The sequence below is a fragment of the Tenacibaculum sp. UWU-22 genome (assembly GCF_041021355.1).
GTDB lineage: Bacteria > Bacteroidota > Bacteroidia > Flavobacteriales > Flavobacteriaceae > Polaribacter.
The window spans coordinates 1-1,148 of sequence record NZ_JBFNGP010000020.1 but is presented as its reverse complement, the minus strand read 5'-3'; the positions used below and the strand labels follow the sequence as shown (position 1 = coordinate 1,148).

Below are 1,148 nucleotides of genomic sequence, written 5' to 3'. Positions count from 1 at the left end.
CGTTGTGGCTAATATAAAATTTGAACCGTAAAAATGCTTTGGAATAAAGAAAATAAATACACAGAATTACCATACGAAAAGGAATCGGAACTTGAGGAAGCAGTAAACGAAGTAAAAGAGGGATTGTTTGGTTCAAATAGGATTTACCTTGACGATAAAAAGAAAATTGGAAAAAAAGGAGGAACAAATAATTTACCTGACGGCTATCTTATCGACTTGACTAATAACCAAGAACCAAAAATATTTGTTGTAGAAAATGATTTAGCAAGTCATCAACATTTAAAACATATCGCTGTACAAATACTTGAATTTTCGCTTTCATTTGAGTCGAGTAAAGTAAAAGTTAAGAACGTCATCAAAGAAATGTTACAGAAAAGAAAAGCGGAATGGGCTAAATGCGAGAACTTTGCAAAAAAGAATGGATATGAAAATGTAGATTTTTTATTAGAATCAATAATTCACAAAAAGAACTCATTTAACGCTCTTTTAATAATCGATGAATTAAGCGAAGAATTGGAAACAGTTTTGATAAGTCGATTCAAATTTCCTGTAGAAGTAACAACTTTGAAAAGGTTTAAAAACCAAAAAAATGAAATTTTATACGACTTTGAACCTTTCTTAAATGAAGTTACAGAAGATACAGAAAAAGTTGATATTTCGGAGATTGATACGATTGTAATTCCTGCTAGAGAAGATGGTTTTAAAGAAGAATTTATAGACAATAATTGTTGGTATGCAATTAGACTCAATGCATCTATGATTCCAAAAATCAAATATATTGCAGCATACCAAGTAGCACCTATTTCTGCAATTACATATATAGCAGAAGTAAAAAAAATTGAGCAATGGAAAGATACGAACAAGTACATAGTTTACTTTTCTGAACCTGCTGAAAAGATTAAAAAAGTCCCACTTGGGAATTCAAAAGGAAAAGCTCCTCAAAGTCCAAGATATTCTTCGAGAGAAAGAATTTTAAATGCAAAAACTTTGGATAAAGTGTTTTAAAAAAATACTAGCCACAACACAGTATAACCGCAATTACGGCGGATTCGACTACGTCCGAATCCACTCGGAATTGCTAACAACTGGCATAAACTGAAATTTTGTATATTTAAATCCGTAACTGACGGTTATACTAACACGTTGTA

1 protein-coding gene is annotated in these 1,148 nt (G+C 31.2%); it reads left to right on the top strand.

The window, feature by feature from the left end; translation table 11 throughout:
• The first annotated feature begins 33 nt into the window (after positions 1–33).
• Entirely contained in the window at positions 34–1,005 is a 972-nt protein-coding gene (locus AB2B44_RS10595) for a hypothetical protein (RefSeq protein WP_369049556.1), read from the top strand.
• Positions 1,006–1,148 lie beyond the last annotated feature (143 nt).